Genomic DNA, 23,540 nt, shown 5'->3' with positions numbered 1-23,540 from the left:
GGGCTCGACAGGCGCCAGGCCGTTGGGTGTTGCAGGGAGGAGAAATTGGTTTGCATGCCAAAACCTTACGGTTTTGTTGCATTGCAATATCTTCGTTGCTCGACCTCGGGTTTTTACCTATATTTGAGCCATGAATGCATCCAAAGACTGGTTGAAGGCGTCCTGGCAGGCCGGCCGGGACATGTTGCGTGCGAGCGCAGGCCAGCCGCACCGTCCCGATGGGCGCTCCGCGTCCATGGTGCCCATTCGTTCGCTGGGCCCGTCCCACCGCGAACGCGTGGTGGCGCATTTGCTCAAGCTCGATGAAGGCGACCGCTACCTGCGCTTCGGCTATGCCGCCAGCGACGAGCAGGTTCGCCGCTATGCGATGCAGCTTGATTTCGAGCGCGACGACATCTTCGGCATCTACAACCGCCGGCTCGAGCTGATCGCCATGGCGCATCTGGCCTTTGCCTCGCATCCCGAGCACAAGAGCTGCGCCGAATTCGGCGTTTCCGTGCTCAAGCAGGCACGCGGCCGCGGCTACGGCGGGCGCCTGTTCAACCGCGCGGTGATCCATGCACGCACCAAGGGCGTGTCCATGATGTTCATCCACGCGCTGTCGGAGAACACGGCCATGCTCAAGATTGCGCGCAAGGCCGGCGCCACCATCAAGCGCGATGGCTCCGAGTCCGAGGCCTACCTGCAGCTGCCGCCCGCCGGCATCGACACGCACATGGCGTCGCTGATGACCGAGCACATCGGCGAGGTGGACTACCAGCTCAAGAAGCAGGCCAAGCAGTTCTGGGATTTCCTGGCCGACGTGCAGGAAATCCGCCGTGGCGTGCAGGATGGCCGCCACCAGGCCGGCGAATAGGCGCAAAACGCCGCAAAGGGAATTGGCGCAGCGCATGCAGGGGTGACGGAGCAATCCGCTATCCTTGCGGCTTGTTTCACTACCGCACGTCCTGCACTCCAAGACAGTGTCCGACCCCCATCCTGCGCGCTCTTCCGAGAAGGAAAGCAAGCGAAGCTTCCTGCAAAAGGTGGCCGAGTTCATCCACCCGGCCCCTGATTCTCCTGACGAGCTGATCGAGACCCTGGCCGACGCCGAGGACAACCAGGTCATCGGCCCCGAGTCCCGCGTCATGCTCGAACGCGTGATACGCATGGCCGACATGACGGCCGGCGACGTCATGGTCGCAGCCCCTCGCATGGACCTGGTCAACATCGACGCTCCGTTCGATGAACTGCTGCACCAGGTCATCACCACTGCACATTCGCGTTTCCCGGTCTACCAGGGCGAGCGCGAGAACATCATCGGCATCCTTCTGGCCAAGGACCTGCTCAAGCTGCAGCGTTCACCGGACCTGAACATCCGCGCCCTGCTGCGCCCCGCCGCCTTCGTGCCGGAGAGCAAGGGCCTGAATGATCTGCTGCGCGAGTTCCGGGGCAACCGCAACCATCTGGCCGTGGTCATCGACGAGTTCGGCCGCGTGGCAGGCCTGGTGACCATCGAGGATGTGCTGGAGGAAATCGTCGGCGAGATCGAGGACGAGTTCGACATCCCCGAGGACGAGGGCGACATCTTCGCCCTGGCCGACAACAGCTACCGCGTGGCGGGCGACACCACCATCGAGCATGTGAACGAAGCCTTCGAGGTCGCCCTGCATGCCCGCGATCCCGAAGATGAGTTCGACACCATCGGAGGCCTGATCGCCCACGAAATGGGCCATGTGCCCAAGCGCGGCGAGCAGATCCATCTGGCCGGCCTGGAATTCACCGTGCTGCACACCAAGGGCGGCGCCGTGCGCTGGTTCAAGGTGGTGCGCGATCCCGCAGCCGACAGTCTGCTGCGCAGCTGAGGCTGCCCCTTTCTATCCCCACCGACATCTCTCCCGTACCTGGCCGATGCCCCTGTCCAGTTCTTCCGCTTTTTCGCAAGACGGCCGGCGCATGGGCCGGCTCGCCGTGGGCGTGCTGCTGCTGCTTGCGGGTGCAGCCCAGGCCCTGTCGCTGGCCTGGCCCTGGGCGCGCGGCCAGGGCGACGGGCCGCTGAGCCTGGTCGGCGGCTATGGCCGCCCGCTGTGGTGGCTGCAGATTCTGTCGCTGGCCGTGCTGGCACGCGCCCTGCAGACGGCACAGCGCCCGGCCCAGGCGGCGGGGCGGGCCATGCTCTATGCCACCGCCTGGCTGGTGGCCACCTTCTGGTGGCTGTTCATCTCCATGCATGTCTATGGCGGCCTGCCTGCGCCGCTGGCCGTTGCCGCCGTGCTGGCGCTTGCGGCCTTCCTGGGCAGCTACTACGCGGTGGCCGCCTGGGGCTGGCACAAGCTGCGCCCCACCAGCACGGCGGGCGGCGCCTTGCTGTTCGCCGCCGTCTGGCTGCTGGCCGAATTGGCGCGTGGCTGGCTGTGGACCGGCTTTCCCTGGGGCGCGGGGGGCTATGCCCACGTCGAAGGGCCCCTGTCGGTGCTGCCGCGCTGGATCGGCGTCTACGGCACGGGGGCGGTGGCGTCCTGGCTGGCATATTGGCTGGCCGCCTTGGCGGCCGGTTCGCGGGGCGGACAAGCCCTTCAGCCTGCACGGTGCGCGGCCACTGTGGCGGCCCTGGTTCTGGCCTGGGGCGGGCTGTGGTGGCTTCGCGATGCCGCCATCAATGCACCATCGGCCGAACGGCCAGCGCTGAGCGTGGCCATGCTGCAGGGCAATATCCCGCAGGATGAGAAGTTCGAGGCCGGCAGCGGCATTCCGCTGGCCCTGGGCTGGTACGGGCGGGAGCTGCGCGCGGCCACGGCGCAGCTGGTGGTCGCACCCGAGACGGCCGTGCCCCTGCTGCCCCAGCAGTTGCCCGAGGAATACCTGGACCTGCTGCGCGAACCGTATCTGAAGAAGGGAGGCCGGCAGGCGGCGCTGCTGGGCATTCCGCTGGGCTCGGAAGAGGCCGGCTATACGAACTCGGTCGTGGGCTGGCAGCCTGGCCAGATCCAGGACTACCAATACGACAAGCACCATCTGGTGCCCTTCGGGGAGTTCATCCCGCCGCTGTTTCGCTGGTTCACGCAGATGATGAACATACCGCTGGGCGACTTCAACCGCGGCGCGCTGGGCCAGCCTTCCATGGCCTGGGCTGGCGAGCGGCTGTCACCCAACATCTGCTACGAGGATTTGTTTGGCGAAGAGCTGGGTGCACATTTCGGCAATGCAGCGACGGCGCCCACGGTGCTGGTGAATTTCAGCAACATCGGCTGGTTTGGCGACAGCGTGGCGATCGACCAGCATCTGGCCATCAGCCGCATGCGGGCGCTGGAGTTCGAGCGCCCCATGCTGCGCGCCACCAATACCGGCGCCACGGTGGCCATCGACCACCGGGGCGTGGTGACGCACGCGCTGGTGCCTTACGAGCGCGCGGTGCTTGAGGCCAGTGTGCAGGGCCGCGAGGCCTTGACACCGTTTGCGCGCTGGGTGAATGCAGCAGGTCTGGTCCCGCTGTGCGCCGCTGCTGCGGCGGTGCTGCTGGTGGCCTGGATCGGCCGCCGCAGGGCCTCGGTTCAGGGGCTGTAGCCAAGTCCCGCGACCTGGGTCGGCGTGGCTTTTGTGGCAGAGTTTTGATGCGGCCTCGGGGTTTTGTTGCAGTCTGGCAACGTTCAGCCCCGATAATGCGCGGCTGCATGGTCCGCTGCGGGCCGCACCCATTCAGAGATAGAGGTGGCGTCAGTGCCGCCGTGGAGCAAGTTAGACAATGGCCGATTCTTTTTCGTATGAGCAACTGATCGCTTCGGGCGAAGGCAAGCTGTTTTCCGCAGACAGCGGGCGTCTGCCACTGCCTCCCATGCTGATGTTCGACCGCATCACGCACATCGACACGGATGGTGGCGCCCACGGCCTGGGCAAGATCGTCGCCGAACTCGACATCAAGCCTGATCTCTGGTTCTTCGACTGCCATTTCCGGGGCGACCCCGTCATGCCCGGCTGCCTGGGTCTGGACGCCATGTGGCAACTGATCGGCTTTTACCTGACCTGGCTGCGCCTTCCCGGCCGGGGCCGTGCGCTGGGCGCCGGCGAAGTCAAGTTCACGGGCGAAGTGGGTCCTGACGTCAAGCTCGTGACCTACGAAATCGACATCAAGCGCGTGATCAAGCGCAAGCTCAACATGGCCATCGGCGATGCGCGCCTGCTGGCCGACGGCAAGGAAATCTACGTCGCCAATGACCTGCGCGTGGGCCTGTTCCTGCGCGAGGGTGAAGGCCAGGGAACGGCAGCATGACCAAACGTCGCGTAGTCATCACCGGCGCGGGCATTGTCTCGTGCATCGGCAACGACCTCGATACCGTGGAGACCTCGCTGCGCGAGGGGCGCACGGGCATCAAGGCCATGCCGAAGTTCACCGAACTGGGCATGCGCAGCCAGGTGGCCGGTGTGCCGGAGATCGACGTCGAGGCACGTATCGATCGCAAGCAGTTGCGCTTCATGGGCGATGCCGCTGCCTATGCGCAGATCGCGCTGGAAGATGCCATCGCCCAGGCCGGCCTGGCTCCCGAGCAGGTCAGCCATCCGCGTACCGGCCTGATCATGGGCTCGGGCGGCGGGTCGCCGGCCAACCAGATCGAGGCGGCCGACACGCTGCGCGAAAAAGGCATTCGCCGCGTCGGGCCCTACCAGGTCACGCGCTGCATGAGCTCCACGGTGTCCGCCTGCCTGGCGACCAACTTCAAGGTCAAGGGCATCAACTACTCCATCACCTCGGCCTGCTCCACCTCGGCGCACTGCATCGGCGCAGCGGCGCAGCAGATCGCCTGGGGCATGCAGGACGTGATGTTTGCCGGCGGCGGCGAAGAGCTGTCCTGGGGCATGGCACTGCTGTTCGACGGCATGGGGGCCATGTCCAGCAAGTACAACGACCAGCCCGAAAAGGCTTCGCGCGCCTATGACGCCCACCGCGACGGTTTCGTGATCGCAGGTGGCGGCGGCGCGGTGGTGCTGGAAAGCCTGGAGCACGCCCAGGCCCGGGGTGCGAACATCCTGGCCGAAGTCGTGGGCTTTGGCGCCACCAGCGATGGCGAGGACATGGTCGCGCCCTCGGGCGACGGCGCCATCGCCTGCATGCAGCAGGCCCTTGAAGGCCTCGAAGGCGGCGTGGACTACATCAACACCCACGGCACCTCCACGCCCGTGGGCGACATGCAGGAAGTGCGCGCCATGCGCGCGCTGTTCGGCGACCAGGTGCCGCCGTTCTCCTCCACCAAGTCGCTGACCGGCCACTCGCTGGGCGCCACCGGCGTGCAGGAAGCCATCTACTGCATGATCATGATGAACAAGGGCTTCATCGCGGGTTCGGTCAACGTGGACACGCCCGATCCCGCGCTGAACGACATGCCCCTGGTCACGCGCACACGCGATGCCCAGCTGAACACCGTGCTGTCCAACAGCTTCGGCTTCGGTGGCACGAACGCCTCGCTGGTGCTGCGCCGCTGGCAGGGCCAGTGAATACGCCCTGGTGTGTAAAAGGCGTGTCCTGAAGGAAAAAGCCCGCCTCCTGCGGGCTTTTTCACTGGTGAACGCCGACAATGCCCAGGTCGCGCGGGAGGCAGCACGGCAGGCTGCTGCCCGAACCCCGAACCAAGAACAATGAAATTTTGCAAGGTTGAACCATGATTGTTGTCACAGGCGGCGCCGGCTTCATCGGCGCCAATTTCGTGCTGGACTGGCTGGCTGCCGGCGATGAGCCGGTGCTCAACGTGGACAAGCTCACCTACGCGGGCAACCTCAAGAGCCTGGAGAGCCTGCAGGGCGATGCGCGCCATGTCTTCGTGCAGGCCGACATCGGCGATGGCGAAGTCCTGGCCCGCCTGCTGGCCGAGCACCAGCCGCGCGCCGTGGTCAACTTTGCGGCCGAAAGCCATGTGGACCGCTCCATCCATGGCCCCGAGGACTTCATCCAGACCAACGTGGTCGGCACCTTCCGCCTGCTCGAGGCCGTGCGCGGCTACTGGAGCGCGCTGGATGCCGAGGCCAGGGCGGCCTTCCGCTTCCTGCATGTCTCCACTGACGAGGTCTATGGCAGCTTGGCGCCAGCGGCACCGGCCTTCACCGAAGACCATAACTACGAACCCAACAGCCCGTACTCGGCCAGCAAGGCCGCCAGCGACCACCTGGTGCGCGCCTGGCATCACACCTACGGCCTGCCCGTGCTGACCACCAACTGCAGCAACAACTACGGCCCGCTGCATTTCCCCGAGAAGCTGATCCCCCTGATGATCGTCAACGCCCTGGCCGGCAAGCCTTTGCCCATCTATGGCGATGGCATGCAGGTGCGCGACTGGCTCTATGTGCGCGACCATTGCAGCGCCATCCGCCGCGTGCTGGAGGCCGGCAGGCTGGGCGAGACCTACAACGTGGGCGGCTGGAACGAAAAGCCCAACGTCGAGATCGTGAACACCGTCTGCGCGCTGCTCGACGAGCTGCGCCCCAAGGCCAATGGCACCAGCTACGCTGCCCAGATCACCTATGTGAAGGACCGCCCCGGTCACGACCGGCGCTATGCCATCGACGCGCGCAAGCTCGAGCGCGAACTGGGCTGGAAGCCCGCGGAGACCTTCGAGACCGGCATCCGCAAGACCGTGCAGTGGTACCTGGACAATCCCGAGTGGGTGGCCGATGTGCAGTCCGGCGCCTACCGCGAATGGGTCAGCCGCCAGTACACGGAGGGAGCCGGCGCATGAAGCTGCTGCTGCTGGGCCGCAATGGACAGGTGGGCTGGGAGCTGCAGCGCAGCCTGGCGCCGCTGGGCGAGTTGGTCGCGCTGGAGCGCCAGGGCGACGCCGGTGGCCAGGGCCTGTGCGGCGATCTCTCTCTCCTCGATGAACTCGCACGGACCGTGCGCGCTCTGCGTCCCGATGTCATCGTCAATGCCGCCGCCCACACGGCCGTGGACAAGGCCGAAAGCGAGCCGGACCAGGCGCGGCTGCTCAATGCGCTGGCTCCCCAGGTGCTGGCCCGCGAGGCGGCGCAGACCGGCGCGCTGCTGGTGCACTACAGCACGGACTACGTCTTCGACGGCAGCGGCAGCGCTGCGCGCACGGAGACCGAGGCCACGGCGCCGCTGTCCGTCTATGGCGGCAGCAAGCTCGAAGGCGAGCAGCTGATCCAGGCTTCGGGCTGCCGCCACCTGATCTTTCGCACCAGCTGGGTCTATGCGGCGCGCGGCGGCAACTTCGCCAAGACCATGCTGCGCCTGGCCCAGGAGCGTGAAGCACTCAGCGTGATCGACGACCAATGGGGCGCACCGACGGGCGCGGACCTCATCGCCGACGTCACGGCCCATGCCATTCGCCAGCTGCAGCGCCAACCCGGCGACCAGGGCCTGTACCACCTGGTGGCCGGTGGCGAGACCACCTGGCATGCCTACGCCAGCCACGTGATCGCCCGCGCCCGCGAACTCGCGCCCGACCGGCCCTGGAAGGTGCAGCGCATAGCTGCCGTGCCTACCAGCGCCTTTCCCACCCCGGCGCAGCGTCCGCACAATTCCCGCCTGAACACCGACCGGCTGCAGCAGACCTTCGGCCTGCGCCTGCCCCACTGGCAGGCAGGCGTGGACCGCATGCTGCAGGAAATCATCTGAGCGCGGCTGCGCGCTTCGGCAGAACCCCAGGATCCAGGACATGAACCAGACACGCAAAGGCATCATCCTCGCGGGCGGCTCCGGCACCCGCCTGCACCCGGCCACGCTGGCCATCAGCAAGCAACTGCTGCCGGTCTACGACAAGCCGATGATCTACTACCCGCTGAGCGCCCTCATGCTCGCGGGCATCCGCGAGATCCTCGTGATCAGCACCCCGCAGGACACGCCGCGCTTCGAGCAATTGCTGGGCGATGGTTCGCAATGGGGCCTGAAGCTCGAATATGCAGTCCAGCCCAGCCCGGATGGCCTGGCCCAGGCCTTTTTGATCGCCGAAGACTTCCTGGCCGGCGCCCCCAGCGCCCTGGTGCTGGGCGACAACATCTACTACGGACACGATTTCCCCCGCCTGCTCGAACGCGCTGACGCGCGCAGCGAAGGCGCCACGGTGTTTGCCTACCATGTGCAGGACCCGGAACGCTATGGCGTGGCCGAGTTCGATGCCCAGGGCCGGGTTCTTTCCCTGGAGGAAAAGCCCAGGCAGCCCAGGAGCAACTACGCGGTCACGGGCCTGTATTTCTACGACAGCCAGGTCGTTGAGCTGGCAAAGTCCATCAAGCCCTCGGCGCGCGGAGAGCTGGAAATCACCGACCTCAACCGCCTGTACCTGGACAAGGGCCAGCTCAATGTGGAGCTCATGGGCCGTGGCTATGCCTGGCTGGACACGGGCACGCACGACAGCCTGCTGGAGGCCGGCCAGTTCATCGCCACGCTGCAGCAGCGCCAAGGCCTGAAGGTGTCATGCCCCGAGGAGATCGCCTTCCGCCAGGGCTGGATAGACCGTGCCCAGCTCGAGACGCTGGGCCAGGCGCTGGCCAAGAACGGCTATGGCCAGTACCTGCTGCAGATCCTCAAGGAAAAGGTGCACGCATGAAAGCAACACCCCTGGCCATTCCCGAGGTGATGCTGATCGAGCCCAAGGTCTTTGGTGACGATCGCGGCTTCTTCCTCGAAAGCTTCAACCAGCAGGCCTTCAACCAGGCCACGGGCACGGACCACCAGTTCGTGCAGGACAACCACAGCCGCAGCAAGAAGGGCGTGCTGCGCGGCCTGCACTACCAGCTGCCTCCCCATGCCCAGGGCAAGCTGGTGCGCGTGGTGCGCGGCGCCGTGTTCGATGTGGCCGTGGACATCCGCAAGGGCTCGTCCACCTTCGGCCAATGGGTGGGCGCCGAGCTGACGGAAGACAACCACCGCCAGCTGTGGGTGCCCCCAGGCTTTGCCCACGGCTTCATGGTGCTCAGCGACAGCGCCGACTTCCTCTACAAGGCCACGGCCTTCTACGCGCCCCAGGCCGATCGCGGCATTGCCTGGGACGACCCGGCCATCGGCGTGCAGTGGCCGCAGCTCGATGTGGAGCTATCGCTGTCGGACAAGGACCTCAGGCAGCCGCTGCTGGCGGATGCCGAGCTGGCCTGAGCCAGTTCACATCTGGTCCGGCAGCATCCCGCCCGGCACGGCTTCCTCCAGAAAGCCGGCGATCAGCCGGGCCTGGCGGCGTTCGCGCAGGCAGTACAGGTACTCGGGCAGGCGCGGCACGGGGCCTGCGAAGGGCAGGACGACGATGTCGGGGTGGGCCGAGGCTTCATGCCGGGCGAAGACGCTGATGCCCATGTCGCGGATCACGGCCTCGCGGATGGCTTCGCGGCTGGCGATTTCCATGATGTGGCGCGGTGCCAGGCCGGCGGCGGCCAGCATCTGTTCGGTGAGCTGGCGCGTCATGGAGCCGCGCTCGCGCAGGATCAGCGTGTCTTGCACCAGATCGGACGCCTGCACCATGGTGCGCTGCGCCAGCCGGTGGCTGCGGTGCACCAGCAGGGCCAGCGGGTCCTGGCCCAGCTCCACGCGCAGCAGGCGCGGATCACCTTCCAGGTGCGATGAGGTCGCCAGGTCCACCTGGTAGTCCACCAGCGCTTGCACCATCTGGCGCGAGTTGCCGCCCACGATGGCCACTTCCACCCGCTCGAAGCGCCGCTGGTAGCGCTTGACGATGTCCAGCACGTAGTAGGGCGCCGTCGCACCGATGCGCAACTGGCCCTGGCTGGCATCGCCCGAATGGCGCAGCGCCGACTCCAGCTGGATGGTCTGCAGCAGCAATTGCTCGACCTGGGGCAGCAGGCGCAGCCCGGCATCGGTGATGGACAGGCGCCCGCCCTGGCGATGGAACAGCTCCACGCCATAGTGCTCTTCCAGTGCGCGGATCTGGGTGGTCACGGTGGGCTGGCTCAGCGAAAGCTGGCGTGCCGCCTGCGTGATGCTGCCCAGGCGGGCCACCCAGAAGAAGGACTTGAGCTGCGTGACGAACATGGCGGGGTGTTGGGGTCAGGAATGCCTGGCGCCATTTCAACATGGCGCCGTGATGCGCAGGGCCGGCGTGGCCGGGTATGTCCCTGGAAACAACTCCTGCGCCTGAAGGCACACTTCTTGCATACCAGTTTGCGTGCCAATTTGTGTGCCAGCTGATTCATGGGTCTCGGCTGGTCTTGTGTCAGTGATTGCTCGTGATCAAGGAGCGCAGCAATGGATATTCGCAATCCCTCGCCGGGTCTTTACAACGAAGACTTGGCGCCCACCAAGGACCGCCGCTGGGGCGCCTTCAGCATTTTCAACGTCTGGACTTCGGACGTGCACAGCCTCTGGGGCTACTACCTGGCGGCCAGCCTGTTTCTGCTGTGCGGCAGCTTCGTCAATTTTCTGATCGCCATCGGCATCAGCTCCCTGGTCATCTTCTTCTTGATGAACCTGGTGGGCTATGCGGGCGAGAAGACCGGCGTGCCCTATCCGGTGCTGGCGCGTGCGTCCTTCGGGGTATGGGGCGCGAATCTGGCTGCCCTGGTGCGAGCCATCGTGGCCTGCTTCTGGTACGGGGCGCAGACGGCGGCGGCCTCGGGCGCCATGGTGGCGCTGCTGGTGCGCAATGAGGCGTTGCTGTCCTTCCACCAGACCACGCACTGGCTGGGCCATTCGGGTCTGGAGGTGATCTGCTACGTGGTCATCTGGGCCTTGCAGCTGCTGATCATCCAAAGGGGCATGGAGACCGTGCGGCGATTCCAGGACTGGGCCGGGCCTGCCGTGTGGATCGCCATGCTGGTGCTGGCCATCGGCCTGTGCGTGAAGGCCGGCGGCTTCAGTTTCGACCACGGCATTCCCATGGATGTGCTGCTGGACAAGACCAAGGATGCGGGGGTGAGCGGCGCGCCGGGCAGCTTCTGGGCGCTGATGGCCGTGGGCGCGACCTGGATCACCTACTTTGCGGCGCTGTACCTGAACTTCTGCGATTTCTCGCGCTATGCGAAGAACAAGGAGGCGGTGGCCAAGGGCAACCTCTGGGGCCTGCCCGTGAACCTGATCGCGTTCTCGCTGGTGGCCGGCATCACCACGATTGCGGCCTTCAAGGTCTATGGCGAGGTGCTGCTGCATCCCGAGCAGATCTCGGCCAAGTTCGACAGCTGGGTGCTGGCCCTGCTGGCCGCCGTCACCTTTGCCGTGGCCACGCTGGGCATCAACGTGGTGGCCAACTTCGTCTCGGCGGCCTTCGATATTTCCAACGTGTTTCCCAAGCGCATCGACTTCAAGCGCGGCGGATACATCGCCGCACTGATCGCCCTGGCTCTCTACCCCTTTGCACCATGGGAGGGCGGCGCTGGCCACTTCGTGAACGCCATCGGCGCCACCATGGGGCCGCTGCTGGGCATCATCCTGGTGGACTACTACCTGGTGGCCAAGGGCAACATCAACGTGGCGGCGCTGTATGACGAGCATGGCGAATACCGCTACGAGGGCGGCTGGAACGTCAACGCGCTTATCGCCACGGGCATCGGCAGCGTGTTCTCCACCATCCTGCCGAACTTCACCAGCCTGCTGCCGGCCTGGTGGGGCACCTACGGCTGGTTCTTCGGCGTGCTGATCGGCGGCAGCGTGTACTGGGTGATGGCCACGCTGCGCCCGCGCCGCATTCCGGCCGCAGCCTGAGGAGGCCGCCATGTCCGAGCCGCAGGATGCGCCGGCCACCGGGCCGGCCTTGATTGCCGAGCGCGTGATGCGCTCCATCGTCGAGCGCAAGCTGCGCCCTGGCGAACGCCTGGGCGAAAAGGAACTGGCCGAGGTCTTCGGCGTGAGCCGCACCATGGTGCGCGAGGCGCTGATGCAGCTGCAGGCGCGCGGCTTCGTCGAGGTGCGCTCGCGCCAGGGCTGGTACGTCGTCGAGCCCTCGTTCGAGGAAGCCCAGGAAACCTATGCCGCGCGCCGCGTGCTGGAGTCCGGCATGCTGCGCGACGCGGGCCGGCCGCTGCAGGCGGCCATACGCACGCTGCGCGAGCATGTGGCCCAGGAGCGCGGCGCCATCGCCGAGGCCGACAACGCCGGCCAGCGCAGCGTGCTGCTGGCCGACTTCCACGTCTGCCTGGCCGAGCAACTGGGCAACCGCTTTCTCACGGCCATGATGGCCGACCTGTCGGCGCGCACCACCCTGGTGTCTGCGCTGTACCAGTCGCAGACCGAGGCCCAGCACTCCAATGCCGACCACGAGGCCATCGTCGATGCGCTGGCGGCCGGCGACATGGCGCGCGCCGAGCAGCTGATGCGCGATCACATCGACGCACTGGCCGCGCGGCTGGACGAGGACCTTGCCCACCGCGCGCGCCTGCAGGACCGGCTGCTGGATGCGCTGCAGCCGCAGACGGCCCAGGGTGAGCGCCCGGGCAGGGTAAAGCCGCGCCGCTGAAGAAGGCGGGAGCGGGGCGAGGGGGCGCCGAGGGGCGGAGGGCACCCAAATCCGCCAATACCCGCTTCGCTAAATTTCCGTTGTGTGACACGGACGTTTCACCTGCGCTTTCTACAGTGGGTGTCAGAGGTGGCGACCCTGCCGCCTGTCCACGAACCCACAACGGAACTGACACGCCATGCGCCACACCCTTGCCTCCCTGGGCCGCCGCCTCGCCATTGCCTCTGCGGCGCTGACCGTCGCCTCCTTCGCCTCCCTGGCCCACGCGGCCAAGACCGAGCTGCTGGTCTACAGCGCGCTGGAGGCCGACCAGATCAAGGCCTACAAGAGCGGCTTCGAGAAGGCCCATCCCGAGATCGAACTCAAGTTCGTGCGCGACAGCACGGGCATCATCACGGCCCGCCTGCTGGCCGAGAAGGCCAATCCCCAGGCCGACGTGATCTGGGGCGTGGCCGCCACCTCGCTGATGCTGCTGGACAAGCAGGGCATGCTCCAGCCCTACGCGCCCAAGGGCCTGGACAAGGTGCGAGCCAACATGCGCGATCCGCGCGCCCAGCCGACCTGGGTGGGCATGGACCTGTGGTCCTCGGCCATCTGCTTCAACACCGTGGAGGCCGGCAAGCGCAAGCTGCCGGTGCCCGCCAGCTGGGCCGACCTGGTCAGGCCCGAGTTCAAGGGCACGATCACCATGCCCCACCCGGCCTCCAGCGGCACGGGCTACCTGATGGTCGCGGCCTGGCTGCAGATCATGGGCGAGGACAAGGGCTGGGCCTACATGGACGGCCTGCACCAGAACATGGGCGTGTACACGCACAGCGGCTCCAAGCCCTGCCGCCAGGCAGGGGCCGGGGAGTTTCCCGTGGGCCTGAGCTTCGAATACCGAGCCAGCAAGACCAAGAAGGACGGTGCGCCCATCGACATCGTTTTCCCCCGGGAAGGCCTGGGCTGGGATGTGGAGGCCACGGCCATCCTCAAGACCAGCAAGAAGCAGGAAGCCGCCAAGGCCCTGGCCGACTGGGCCGTCACGCCCGAGGCCAACAAGCTCTACGCCGCCAACTTCGCCGTGCTGGCCTTGCCCGAGGCGCAGGAAAAGCTGGAGTTCATTCCTGCCGACCTCGAAAAGCGGCTGGCGAAGAACGACTTCGATTGGGCCGCGGCCAACCGCGAGCGCATCCTGGCCGAGTGGAGCCGCCGCTACGAAGCCAAGGCAGAGAAAAAGTAAGCCGGAGCCACGCCATGCTGCGCATAGACCATATCGCCAAGCGCTACCGCGAGCAGCAGGTGCTGCGCGGCATTGACCTGAACGTGGAGGCGGGCGAGTTCGTCAGCCTGCTCGGCCCTTCGGGCTGCGGCAAGACCACGCTGCTGCGCATCGTCTGCGGCATCGACATGCCTGACGAGGGCAGGGTGCTGTTCCAGGGCGATGACATCACGCGCTGGCCGGCCGCGCGCCGTGGCTTCGGCGTGGTGTTCCAGAGCTATGCGCTGTTTCCCAACCTGACGGCCGCGCAGAACGTGGCCTTCGGGCTGAACGGGCAGCCTGCGGCGCAGGCGCGCGAGCGCGTGGCCGAGATGTTGTCCCTGGTGGGTCTGGGCGCGCAGGCCCAGCGCTACCCGGCCCAGCTGTCGGGCGGCCAGCAGCAGCGCGTGGCACTTGCCCGCGCGCTGGCGCCCCGGCCGCGCCTGCTGCTGCTCGACGAGCCGCTGTCCGCGCTCGATGCCCAGGTGCGCACCGAGCTGCGCAGCGAGATCCGCCAACTGCAGCGCCAGTTGGGCATCGCCTCCATCATGGTCACGCACGACCAGGAAGAGTCCTTGTCCATGGCCGACCGCGTGGTGCTCATGCACCAGGGCCGCATCGAGCAGCAGGGTTCGCCCGAGCAGCTCTATGCCCAGCCCGTGAGCCAGTTCGCGGCCGGTTTCGTGGGCCGCATGAACCTGCTGCCGGCCACGGCCGAGGGGGCGGACCAGGTGCGCATCGGCGAAGCCAGCCTGCGCTGTGCGCCGGCCGGCTTCGAGCGTGGCGACGCGCTGCTGGTCGGCGTGCGTCCGGAAAGCGTGGTGCTGCACCCGGCCCAGCCCACGGCGTTGCCCAACCTGTTGCGCGCCCGCGTGGTGGAGACCTCCTTCCTCGGATCGATGGCCCTGGTGCGCCTGTACAGCCCCACGCTGCAATGCCAGGTTGACGCCCAGTGGCCCCTGCGCCACGACGTCGGCCTGCCCGACTGGCTGCAGGGCGAGGTGCTGATGGAGTTGCCCGCCGCTGCGCTGCAGCCGTTGGCGGCGCCCGATGCGAGGAAGGCCGCATGAGCGCGCATCCCATGGACACGGCCGTTTCCGTGCCGGTGCCGGTGGACCGCTTCGCTTGCGCACGCCGCAGCGCGCCTGCAGGACCCGTGCGTCCGCAGGGGCGCAGCGCAGGCTGGGAGCGCTGGTGGCTGGGCGCCCTGGTGCTGGGCGCACTGGCCTGGCTGCTGGCCACCATCGCCCTGCCGGTGGCCAGCCTGCTGGGCAGGAGTTTCTGGGACGACACGGGCCGCTTCACGGGCCTGGCCCAGTTCATCACCTATGCGCGCATGCCGGGCGTGACGCAATCGCTGTTCAACAGCCTGTGGCTGTCGGCCGTGAGCAGCACGGTCTGCGTGCTGCTGGCCTATGCCTACGCCTATGGCGTGGTGCGCAGCTGCATGCCGCTGGCGCGCTGGTTCCGCGCGCTGGCCCTGGTGCCGCTGCTGGCGCCCTCGCTGCTCATGGCCATCAGCCTGATCTACCTGTTCGGCAGCCAGGGCCTGCTCAAGGGCTGGCTGCAGGGGGGCTCGGCCTACGGGCCCTTCGGCATCATCGTGGGCTCGGTGCTCTGGACCTTTCCGCATGCGCTGATGATCCTGTGCACCACGCTGGCCTCGGGCGATGCGCGCCTGTACGAGGCGGCCGCCACGCTGGGCGCCAGCCGCTGGCGCAGCTTCCGCCAGGTCACGCTGCCGGCCAGCCGCTACGGGCTGATGATTTCGTGGATCGTGGTTTTCGTGCTCGTGGTGACCGACTTCGGCGTGCCCAAGGTCATTGGCGGCAACACGGCCATGCTGGCCACCGACATCTACAAGCAGGTCATCGGCCAGCAAAACCTGTCCATGGGTGCGGTGGTGGCCATGCTGCTGCTGGTGCCGGCCGGCCTGGCCTTTGCGGCCGAGCGCCATTTGCGTGCGCGCCAGGCGGCCACCATGGGCGTGCGCTCCGTGCCGCTGGTGCCCCAGCCCCATGCGCCGCTGGACCGCGCGCTGTTCGCCTACTGCGCGCTGGTGGCGCTGGCGCTGCTGGCCGTCTTGGGCACGGCCGTGCTGGCCTCCCTGGTCAGCTACTGGCCGTACAACCTCACGCTGACATTCAAGAACTACCGCTTCGACATGATGGACGGCGGCGGCTGGGCCAGCTATGGCAACTCGCTGTCCATGGCGCTGGCCACGGCCGTGCTGGGCGCGGTGCTGAGCTTTGTGACCGCCTACCTGGTGGCCAAGCCCGTGCGCTGGGCGCGCACGCGCCAGTGGCTGCATGCCGTGGCCACGCTGCCCATGGCCGTGCCGGGGCTGGCGCTGGGCCTGGGCTACATCCTGTTCTTCAATGCCCAGGGCAATCCGCTGCACTTCCTGTACGGCAGCATGGCCATCCTGGTGCTGTGTTCGGTGGCGCATTTCTTCTCGGTGGCGCACATCACGCAACTGGCCGCGCTGCAGCAGCTCGATGCCGAGTACGAGCGCGTGGCCGATTCCATGGGTGTGGCCTTCTGGACGCTGCTGTGGCGCGTGCACCTGCCGGTATGCCTGCCCGTGGTCATGCAGGTGGCCGGCTATTTCTTCGTCAACGCCATGACCACGGTGTCGGCCGTGGTGTTCCTGTACTCGCCCGAGACCACGCTGGCCTCGGTGGCCGTGCTGGCCATGGACGACGCGGGCGACACCGCGCCGGCCGCCGCCATGGCCACGCTGATCTTTGCCACGGCCGCTGCGGGCCGGCTGCTGATCGCGGCGCTGGATGCCTGGGTGCAGCGGCGCACGCAGCGCTGGCGCCAGCGCTGACTTTTTTCCTTTCCCTCTCCTCTGTTTTCTCCCATGAAGAACTACGACCTGATCGTGGTGGGGGCCGGCATTGTCGGCCTGGCCCACGCCTATGCGGCTGCGCGCCGTGGCCGCAGCGTGCTCGTCATCGAGCGCGACGCGGCCTGCATCTCCGCCTCCATCCGCAATTTCGGCTTTGTCACTGTCACGGGGCAGCAGGCGGGCGCCCACTGGCAGCGGGCCATGCGTTCGCGCGATACCTGGGCCGAGATCGCGCCGCAGGCCGGCATCGAGGTCGTGCACCGCGGCCTGTGGCTGACGGCGCGCCGGGCCAGCGCCGAGGCCGTGCTCCACGCCTTTCTGAGCACCTCCATGGGCGAGCGCTGCGAGCTGCTCACGCCGGCCCAGGCCGCCGAACGCCACCCGGCACTGCGCACCGAAGACCTCAGCGCCGTGCTCTACAGCCCGCATGAGCTGCGCGTGGAGTCGCGCACAGCCATTGCCAGGTTGGCGCAGTGGCTGGAGCAGGCCATGGGCGTGGATTTCCGCTTTGGCGAGGCCGTGCTCGACGTGGCCGCGCCCCGGGTGCGCAGCACGCGCGCCAGCTACCACGGCGAACGCGTGGTGGTCTGCAACAACGCCGACCCGGGCGGCCTGTTCGCCGGCCTGTGGACGCCGCACCGCATCCAGCTGTGCCAGCTGCAGATGCTGCGCGTGCGGCCGCAGCCGGGCTTGCAGCTCAAGGGCTCGGTCATGGGGGACCTGAGCATGGTCAGATACGAGGGCTACAGCGCCCTGCCCGAAGCCGCCGTGCTGCGCGCCGAACTGGAGCGGGAGGAGGGCGAGAGCCTGGCCCACGGCATCCACCTGATCGCCGTGCAAAGCGCCGACGGCAGCCTGGTGGTGGGCGACTCCCACCACTACGGCGCAGCGCCCCCGCCCTTTGCCAGCGAGGCCGTGGACCGGCTGATGCTGCGCCACATGAACGAGGCCCTGCACTTGCGCGATGCGCAGGTGGTGGAGCGCTGGGTGGGCGTCTACCCGAGCGCGCAGGACGCGCCCTGCGTGGTGCATGCGCCCGACGAGGCCACGCGCGTGGTCGCTGTGACGGGTGGGTCCGGCGCCAGCACGGCGTTCGGTCTGGCCGAGGAGGTCTGGAGCGCGTGGTGAGCGGCAGCCGGCCTACTTACTGGCCGAACATCACCCACAGCAGCGCCAGCACCATGATCGTGGCCAGCACGGCCAGCGTGATCTTGAGGGCGCTGTAGGGGCGCTCGCCCGCGATCTGGCCCGTGTAGCCGTTGGCGATGATCTGGAAGGTCCTGCTGCCGTAGGTGTAGCCCACCAGCCAGACCGGCACGAGGATGTGCTTGAAGGTGCGGCCCTGGTACTCGCGCTGCATCTGCAGGTTGCGGTAGGTGTCGCCGGGCACCTGGCGTGCGCACAGGGCGCGCAGCTGCTCGTCCATGTCCTGCACGTTGACCTGGGCGGCCTTGCCCAGGTCGATCTGGTAGCGCTCCACGGTCCAGCCGCGCACGAACTCGGGCGTGTAGGGCTTGAGGTCGGTGGTGGTGGGAAAGGGCTCCACCTGGCGCAGCAGGTTGGCGTGCACGCCCACGGTGCCTGGCACCAGCTCGTCGTCGAAGAAATGGGCGAGGCTGCCCGAGGCCGGCTCCCAGCGCACATGGCGCACCTGGCGCGTCTGCACGTTGCCGTTGCTGTCGCGGTAAGACTCGGTGGTGTAGTAGTAGAAGCCCGCCTCGGCCTGCCAGTCGGCGCTGGCGTGGGCGTCGAAGGTCCAGTAGGGCAGGTAGACGCCGTGCAGCGTGTCGGTCAGCGCGGCGGATTTCAGGCGGTTGGGCGCGAACCAGCGGCTGCCGTACCACTGGCGTATGCGGTCGCGGATCTGGCCGTCGCTGATCTTGAAGGGCAGGATGCTCTGCGGCGTGATGGCATCGCCCTGGCCCTCGTGGGCCACGATGGAGGGCGAGCCGCAGAAGTCGCAGCGCTGGGCCACGGTTCGGTTGACGAAGACCGAGATCGCGCGGCAGTTCTGGCACTGGACCTCGTAGCGGTCCTCCGTGCCCCAGCCCCGGCCGGACTTTGGGTTGCGCAGTGCCTCGGCCAGGTCCTGCTCGACCACATCGCGGCCCAGTTCCTCGCGCGTTTCCTCGCTCCAGGGCACCGTGGTGCCGCAGTACGGGCACTTGAGCGCCTGGGCCTGGGCATTCCATTCGAGGTTGGCGCCGCATTCGGGGCAGGGGTGCTTGCGCACCATGGCCGGCGCGGCGGCAGCGGCCTCCCAGGAACCGGAGGCGGGGGAAGTCGAGGTGCTGGAGGAACTGGAGGAGGGCGCGCTCACGGCATCGGTCCTGGAAAACGGGACGCGGCGCCAGGCAGGGCCTGGCGCCGCAAAGGGTCAAACCACGGAAATGTCAGCCGCGCAGGAAGTCATCGAGTGCGGCTTGCGCAATGCGCCACTGGCTGCCGATCTGGCGCGCCTTGAGGTTGCCGGCCTGGATCTCGGCCAGCACATCGGCCTCGCTGACACCCAGCACCTGGGCCGCCTGTGCCGGAGTCAGCACCTGCAGGCCACCGGCGGCGGGTGCTGCCGGCGCCTGGGCGGCGGCAGGCGAGAACGGGTCGGAGGCCTGGCCGGCCGGTGCGCCACCGGCGCCGCCGCCGTTTTGCATGCTCTTCATCATCTCCTGCGCCATGCCGAAGCCCATGGCCATGGTGGCGGGCAGGGTGGCTGCGGCAGCGCCTTCGCCGCCCGTGGTCATGGCCTGGCCCATCTGGTACTTGACGTAGTCGTTGAGGTTGCCGATGGCCGTCATGCTGGAGCGCTTGTCGATGGCCTGCTCCACCTCGGGCGGCACGGACACGTTCTCCAGCACGAAGCTGGTGATCTCCAGGCCGTACTTGTCCGTCATGGCCGGGTTGATCAGCGGCAGCAGCGCATCGCCCAGCTCGCCATAGCGCTGGGCCACGTCCAGCACGGGCACCCGGGCCTTGGCCAGCGACTCGGTGAACACGCTGATGATGCGCGAGCGCATGGTGTCGGCGAACTCGTCGATGCGGAAGTTCTGGTCCGTGCCGGCCACTTCCTTGAGGAACTTGGCCGGCTCGACGATGCGGAAGTCATAGGTGCCGAAGGCGCGCAGGCGCACGGCGCCGAAGTCCTGGTCGCGCACCATCACGGGGTTGGAGGTGCCCCACTTGTTGCCCGTGAACAGCCGCGTGTTGATGAAGTAGACATCGCACTTGAACGGCGAGTTGAAGCCGTACTTCCAGCCCTGGATGGTGGACAGGATGGGAATGTTCTGCGTGGTCAGCGTGTGCTTGCCGGGGCTGAACAGGTCGGCGTACTGGCCGGCCGAGACGAACTGCACCTGCTGCGACTCGCGCACGATGAGCTGTGCGCCGTTCTTGATTTCCTTGTCGTCGTCGGGCCAGCGGTAGGAGAGCGTGTCGCGCGAGTCATCGGTCCACTCGATGATCTCTATCAGTTGCTTGGTGATGATGTTCATCAGGTTCATGGCAGGCTCCGAAACGGTGGTGGTCCACGACAAAAAAGGTCAATGGGCCATTCTAGGCGGCGTGCATGGCGGCGGGGAGAACGGCCACCGGCCGCTGCCCCGGTGAATTGTCAAAAAATGATCCGGATGCGTCGTGCAAGGCGGGCTTTCGGGGCTTCGCGCGCCACGGCCTTTGCCGGCATGTGTCGCTTGCTCCGTTTTTTGATGCAGATCGCCCTGTGGAGCGTCTGCCGTGGGGCCGCAGGCCCGCGCCACGGCGCAGGGCCGGGCGGCGCCTTAAAATCGTCGTTTGCGCGGCGCGAGCCGCCTCTCATTCACCGGCGCGGCCCCGGCCTGCGTGCGACGCCTGAAACAAGTCATGCTCACTTTCCAACAAATCATCCTCAAGCTGCAGTCCTACTGGGCCGACCAGGGCTGCGCGCTGCTCCAGCCCTATGACATGGAAGTGGGCGCGGGCACCTCGCATACCGCCACCTTCCTGCGCGCCCTGGGCCCCGAGCCCTGGAAGGCCGCCTACGTGCAGCCCAGCCGCCGCCCCAAGGACGGCCGCTACGGCGACAACCCCAACCGCCTGCAGCACTACTACCAGTTCCAGGTCGTGCTCAAGCCCGCGCCCGACAACATCCTGGAGCTGTACCTGGGCTCGCTCGAGGCCCTGGGCTTCGATCTCAAGAAGAACGACATCCGCTTTGTCGAGGACGACTGGGAAAACCCCACGCTGGGCGCCTGGGGCCTGGGCTGGGAAGTCTGGCTCAACGGCATGGAGGTGACCCAGTTCACCTACTTCCAGCAGGTCGGCGGCATCGACTGCAAGCCCGCCACCGGCGAGATCACCTATGGCCTGGAGCGCCTGGCCATGTACCTGCAGGGCGTGGACAACGTCTACAACCTGACCTGGACCGACGGCCTGAGCTACGGCGACGTCTACCACCAGAACGAGGTGGAGCAGTCCACCTACAACTTCGAGCACTCGGACGCCGACTTCCTGTTCACCGCCTTCAGCGCCCACGAAAAGCAGGCCAACCACCTGATCGGCGAACAGCTGGCGCTGCCGGCCTACGAGCAGGTGCTCAAGGCCGCCCACACCTTCAACCTGCTCGATGCGCGCGGCGCCATCAGCGTGACGGAGCGTGCCGCCTACATCGGCCGCATCCGCAACCTGGCCCGCGCCGTGGCCAAGGCCTATATGGACAGCCGTGCGCGCCTGGGCTTCCCCATGGCGCCCAAGGCCCATGCCGACGAAGTGCTGGCCGAGCTGGCCAAGGCCGCCGAACAACAGGGCAAGAAGGCCGCCTGAGGCGGACACCGCTGCACCGAGAGAACACCAGACCATGAACGCATCGAATCTTCTTGTTGAACTGTTTGTCGAAGAGCTGCCCCCGAAGGCGCTGCAAAAGCTGGGCGACGCCTTTGCCGGCGTGCTGTTCGAGCAGCTCAAGGCCCAGGGCCTGCTGGCCTCCAGCGAAGCGCGCCTGACGGCCTATGCCTCGCCGCGCCGCCTGGCCGCCCACATCACCGAAGTGCTGCCCCAGGCCGAGGACAAGGCCGTGTCGCAAAAGCTCATGCCCGTCTCCGTGGGCCTGGACGCCGACGGCAAGCCCACGCCCGCACTGATCAAGAAGCTGGCCGCCCTGGGCGCCGGCGAAGAAGCCGTTGCCAGCCTGACCCGCCAGGGCGAAGGCAAGGCCGAAGCCCTGTTCCACGCCTCCACCGTGCGCGGCGTGATGCTGGCCGACGGCGTGCAAAAGGCGCTGGACGAAGCCATTGCCAGGCTGCCCATCCCCAAGGTCATGCGCTACCAGCTGGCCGACGGCTGGAGCAGCGTCCATTTCGTGCGCCCGGCCCACGGCCTGGTGGTGCTGCACGGCACCGAGGTGCTGATCGGCGTCAAGGCCCTGGGCCTGACGGCCGGCACGGCCACGCATGGCCACCGCTTCGAGGCGGCGGTCGATCCCGTGGTCATCCGCTCCGCCGATGACTACGCCGCGCAGCTGCGCGAGGAAGGCGCCGTCATCGCCAGCTTCGCCGAGCGCCGTGCCGAGATCGCGCGCCAGCTGCAGGCCGCTGCCGAGCGCGTGGGCGGCGGTGTCCGTCCCATCGAGGACGAGGCCCTGCTGGACGAGGTCACGGCGCTGGTCGAGCGCCCCAATGTGCTGGTCTGCGAGTTCGAAAAGGAATTCCTCGACGTGCCGCAGGAATGCCTGATCCTCACCATGAAGGCCAACCAGAAGTACTTCCCGCTGCTGGACGCCGCCGGCCGGCTGACCCACCAGTTCCTGGTGGTCAGCAACATCAGCCCCCAGGATGCCAGCGCCGTCATCGGCGGCAACGAACGCGTGGTGCGCCCGCGCCTGGCCGACGCCAAGTTCTTCTTCGACCAGGACCGCAAGAAGACCCTGGCCTCGCGCGTGGACGGGCTGGGCAAGGTGGTCTACCACAACAAGCTCGGCACCCAGGGCGAGCGCGTGGAGCGCGTGCGCTCCATCGCCAAGAGCATTGCCCGCCAGCTGGGCGACACGGGCCTGGCCCAGCAGGCCGACCTGGCCGCGCAACTGGCCAAGACCGACCTCGTGACCGACATGGTGGGCGAGTTTCCCGAACTGCAGGGCACCATGGGCCGCTACTACGCGCTCAACGATGGCCTGGACGTGGCCGTGGCCGATGCCATCGAGGACCACTACAAGCCCCGCTTTGCGGGCGACGAACTGCCGCGCGGCAACGCCGGCGTGGTCGTGGCCCTGGCCGACAAGCTGGAAACCCTGGTCGGCATGTTCGGCATCGGCAACCTGCCCACGGGCGACCGCGACCCCTTCGCGCTGCGCCGCCACGCCCTGGGCGTGATCCGCATGCTGGTCGAGAAGGACCTGGCGCTGGATCTGGAAACCCTACTGGTCAGCGTGCTGCCCGCCTTCGGCGACAAGATCGAGGACGCCACGCCCCAGCTGGCCGACTTCATCTACGACCGCCTGGCCGGCAACCTGCGCGAGCAGGGCTTCTCGGCCCAGGAAGTGGACTCCGTGCTGGCCCTGCGCCCGCAGCGCCTGTCCGACGTGCAAAAGCGCCTGGAAGCCGTGCGCGCCTTCGGCGAGCTGCCCGAGGCACCGGCCCTGGCCGCCGCCAACAAGCGCGTGGGCAACATCCTCAAGAAGGCCGACCAGGCCGTGCAGGCCCAGGTTGACGCGGCCGTGCTGGCCGAGGTGGCCGAGAAGGACCTGTACGCAGCCCTGCAATCGGTGGCGCCCAAGGCGCAGCAGCAGTTTGCTGCCGGCGACTACACGGCCAGCCTGCAGACCCTGGCCGCGCTGCGCGCCCCGGTCGATGCCTTCTTCGAGCATGTGATGGTCAACGCCGAAGACCCGGCGCTCAAGGCCAACCGCCTGGGCCTGTTGGCCACGTTGCACGAAGCCATGAACCGCGTGGCGGACCTTTCGCGACTGGCGTGAAATGGGGCACCCCCTGAGGCGCTTTGCGCCTTCCCCCTCTCTCTCGCTGCGCGAGGGAGGGGGACGACACCCTCGCGGCGGGGCGGCCCTTGCTCGGTGTCCCCTGTCTTGGGTCATGCCTGTCTC

20 protein-coding genes are annotated in these 23,540 nt (G+C 67.5%); 17 read left to right on the top strand and 3 right to left on the bottom strand.

Going from position 1 to position 23,540, the window contains the following annotated elements; translation table 11 throughout:
- Positions 1 to 130: 130 nt before the first annotated feature.
- The 9 genes from PO605_RS03210 to rfbC all read left to right on the top strand — a co-directional run bounded on the left by PO605_RS03210 (position 131) and on the right by rfbC (position 9,076).
- A complete protein-coding gene (locus tag PO605_RS03210) occupies positions 131 to 856 on the top strand; it encodes a GNAT family N-acetyltransferase (RefSeq protein WP_016446495.1) in 726 nt (241 codons plus the stop codon).
- Positions 857 to 962: 106 nt separating this feature from the next.
- Complete coding sequence (locus tag PO605_RS03205; RefSeq protein WP_016446494.1) at positions 963 to 1,844, top strand: HlyC/CorC family transporter; 882 nt, start codon at positions 963 to 965, stop codon at positions 1,842 to 1,844.
- Between the two features lie 91 nt (positions 1,845 to 1,935).
- Complete coding sequence (lnt, locus tag PO605_RS03200; protein ID WP_052195751.1) at positions 1,936 to 3,543, top strand: apolipoprotein N-acyltransferase; 1,608 nt, start codon at positions 1,936 to 1,938, stop codon at positions 3,541 to 3,543.
- Between the two features lie 178 nt (positions 3,544 to 3,721).
- A complete protein-coding gene (gene fabA, locus PO605_RS03195; RefSeq protein ID WP_016446492.1) occupies positions 3,722 to 4,246 on the top strand; it encodes a bifunctional 3-hydroxydecanoyl-ACP dehydratase/trans-2-decenoyl-ACP isomerase in 525 nt (174 codons plus the stop codon).
- Positions 4,243 to 5,466 (top strand): beta-ketoacyl-ACP synthase I, encoded by a 1,224-nt coding sequence (fabB, locus tag PO605_RS03190; protein WP_016446491.1) that lies wholly within the window; start codon positions 4,243 to 4,245, stop codon positions 5,464 to 5,466. Before fabA ends, fabB begins: the two co-directional genes overlap by 4 nt.
- A 164-nt stretch (positions 5,467 to 5,630) precedes the next feature.
- On the top strand, positions 5,631 to 6,701 hold the full coding sequence (gene rfbB, locus PO605_RS03185; protein ID WP_047469450.1) for a dTDP-glucose 4,6-dehydratase: 1,071 nt from the start codon (positions 5,631 to 5,633) through the stop codon (positions 6,699 to 6,701).
- The gene (gene rfbD / locus PO605_RS03180) at positions 6,698 to 7,600 is read left to right on the top strand and encodes a dTDP-4-dehydrorhamnose reductase (protein WP_047469453.1); all 903 of its coding nucleotides are present in this window, start codon (positions 6,698 to 6,700) and stop codon (positions 7,598 to 7,600) included. The genes rfbB and rfbD overlap by 4 nt, the downstream gene beginning before the upstream one ends.
- A 40-nt stretch (positions 7,601 to 7,640) precedes the next feature.
- Entirely contained in the window at positions 7,641 to 8,531 is an 891-nt protein-coding gene (gene rfbA, locus PO605_RS03175) for a glucose-1-phosphate thymidylyltransferase RfbA (protein ID WP_016451845.1), read from the top strand.
- Positions 8,528 to 9,076: a dTDP-4-dehydrorhamnose 3,5-epimerase gene (gene rfbC / locus PO605_RS03170; protein WP_016451844.1), complete on the top strand. Its 549-nt coding sequence runs from the start codon at positions 8,528 to 8,530 to the stop codon at positions 9,074 to 9,076. Before rfbA ends, rfbC begins: the two co-directional genes overlap by 4 nt.
- Positions 9,077 to 9,082: 6 nt before the next feature.
- Here the strand turns inward: rfbC and PO605_RS03165 are convergent, their stop codons facing one another.
- Complete coding sequence (locus PO605_RS03165) at positions 9,083 to 9,964, bottom strand: LysR substrate-binding domain-containing protein (protein WP_016446486.1); 882 nt, start codon at positions 9,962 to 9,964, stop codon at positions 9,083 to 9,085.
- A 213-nt stretch (positions 9,965 to 10,177) separates the two neighbouring features.
- Here PO605_RS03165 and PO605_RS03160 point away from each other — a divergent pair, with 213 nt between their 5' ends.
- The 6 genes from PO605_RS03160 to PO605_RS03135 all read left to right on the top strand — a co-directional run bounded on the left by PO605_RS03160 (position 10,178) and on the right by PO605_RS03135 (position 17,602).
- Positions 10,178 to 11,629, top strand: a complete 1,452-nt coding sequence (locus PO605_RS03160) for an NCS1 family nucleobase:cation symporter-1 (RefSeq protein ID WP_272206056.1) — start codon at positions 10,178 to 10,180, stop codon at positions 11,627 to 11,629.
- Positions 11,630 to 11,639: 10 nt separating this feature from the next.
- A complete protein-coding gene (locus PO605_RS03155; RefSeq protein ID WP_272206055.1) occupies positions 11,640 to 12,380 on the top strand; it encodes a GntR family transcriptional regulator in 741 nt (246 codons plus the stop codon).
- Between the two features lie 178 nt (positions 12,381 to 12,558).
- Positions 12,559 to 13,602 carry a putative 2-aminoethylphosphonate ABC transporter substrate-binding protein gene (locus PO605_RS03150; RefSeq protein ID WP_126311299.1) on the top strand — a complete coding sequence of 348 codons (1,044 nt, stop codon included), beginning with the start codon at positions 12,559 to 12,561 and terminating at the stop codon, positions 13,600 to 13,602.
- Positions 13,603 to 13,616: 14 nt separating this feature from the next.
- Positions 13,617 to 14,690 carry an ABC transporter ATP-binding protein gene (locus tag PO605_RS03145; protein ID WP_272206054.1) on the top strand — a complete coding sequence of 358 codons (1,074 nt, stop codon included), beginning with the start codon at positions 13,617 to 13,619 and terminating at the stop codon, positions 14,688 to 14,690.
- Positions 14,687 to 16,453: a putative 2-aminoethylphosphonate ABC transporter permease subunit gene (locus PO605_RS03140; protein WP_272206053.1), complete on the top strand. Its 1,767-nt coding sequence runs from the start codon at positions 14,687 to 14,689 to the stop codon at positions 16,451 to 16,453. The genes PO605_RS03145 and PO605_RS03140 overlap by 4 nt, the downstream gene beginning before the upstream one ends.
- A 33-nt stretch (positions 16,454 to 16,486) precedes the next feature.
- Entirely contained in the window at positions 16,487 to 17,602 is a 1,116-nt protein-coding gene (locus PO605_RS03135) for a TIGR03364 family FAD-dependent oxidoreductase (protein WP_272206051.1), read from the top strand.
- A gap of 16 nt (positions 17,603 to 17,618) precedes the next feature.
- On the opposite strand, the gene PO605_RS03130 is transcribed toward PO605_RS03135, so the two are convergent.
- Positions 17,619 to 18,794 (bottom strand): zinc ribbon domain-containing protein, encoded by a 1,176-nt coding sequence (locus PO605_RS03130; protein ID WP_034365104.1) that lies wholly within the window; start codon positions 18,792 to 18,794, stop codon positions 17,619 to 17,621.
- Between the two features lie 73 nt (positions 18,795 to 18,867).
- Positions 18,868 to 19,971 (bottom strand): SPFH and helix-turn-helix domain-containing protein, encoded by a 1,104-nt coding sequence (locus tag PO605_RS03125; RefSeq protein WP_272206050.1) that lies wholly within the window; start codon positions 19,969 to 19,971, stop codon positions 18,868 to 18,870.
- 358 nt (positions 19,972 to 20,329) lie between these two features.
- On the opposite strand from PO605_RS03125, the gene glyQ reads away from it, so the two are divergent.
- Both glyQ and glyS read left to right on the top strand, forming a co-directional pair.
- The gene (glyQ, locus tag PO605_RS03120) at positions 20,330 to 21,268 is read left to right on the top strand and encodes a glycine--tRNA ligase subunit alpha (protein WP_016446477.1); all 939 of its coding nucleotides are present in this window, start codon (positions 20,330 to 20,332) and stop codon (positions 21,266 to 21,268) included.
- A 34-nt stretch (positions 21,269 to 21,302) separates the two neighbouring features.
- Positions 21,303 to 23,414 (top strand): glycine--tRNA ligase subunit beta, encoded by a 2,112-nt coding sequence (glyS, locus tag PO605_RS03115; protein ID WP_047473163.1) that lies wholly within the window; start codon positions 21,303 to 21,305, stop codon positions 23,412 to 23,414.
- Positions 23,415 to 23,540 lie beyond the last annotated feature (126 nt).

Origin of the sequence: Delftia sp. DT-2, from assembly GCF_028401915.1 — a bacterium.
Classification (GTDB): Bacteria; Pseudomonadota; Gammaproteobacteria; order Burkholderiales; family Burkholderiaceae_C; genus Comamonas; species Comamonas tsuruhatensis.
This window is presented reverse-complemented; position numbering and strand designations above follow the sequence as displayed.